Genomic DNA, 312 nt, shown 5'->3' with positions numbered 1-312 from the left:
CTGTTGTCGCTGAATTCGAAGCTGGCAAAGCTGGCATTTCCGATCGGAAAGGACTTTTTGCTAGCCGGATCAGCGGTTTTTTGGAGGATCAGTTCACCATCCGCTTCGATTCCGGTAAGGACATAGGCCAACCATTGACCGTCGGGCGAAAGCTTGAATCCTCCGCTGGGCATGGATTTCCAGGTGGCCACATCTTTCCAGGACATGGGTTTGGGTGCATCTTGGGCAAATGCCACCTGAACGGTCAGGGCAAAAAGCCAAAGAAGAAGTAGTTGTTTTCTCATGGTAAGTAGATTAGGTAGGGAAAATAAG

Annotated in this window: 1 protein-coding gene; it reads right to left on the bottom strand. The window is 49.7% G+C overall.

Features of this window, described 5'->3' with window-relative positions:
* Nucleotides 1–284, bottom strand: a 284-nt coding sequence (locus ACNKXV_RS13995; protein WP_417908331.1) for a hypothetical protein, incomplete at its 3' end; no start/stop codon positions are given.
* Between the last annotated feature and the right edge of the window lie 28 nt (nt 285–312).

Source organism: Christiangramia aquimixticola (assembly GCF_048285835.1).
GTDB classification, from domain to species: Bacteria; Bacteroidota; Bacteroidia; order Flavobacteriales; family Flavobacteriaceae; genus Christiangramia; species Christiangramia aquimixticola.
This window is presented reverse-complemented; position numbering and strand designations above follow the sequence as displayed.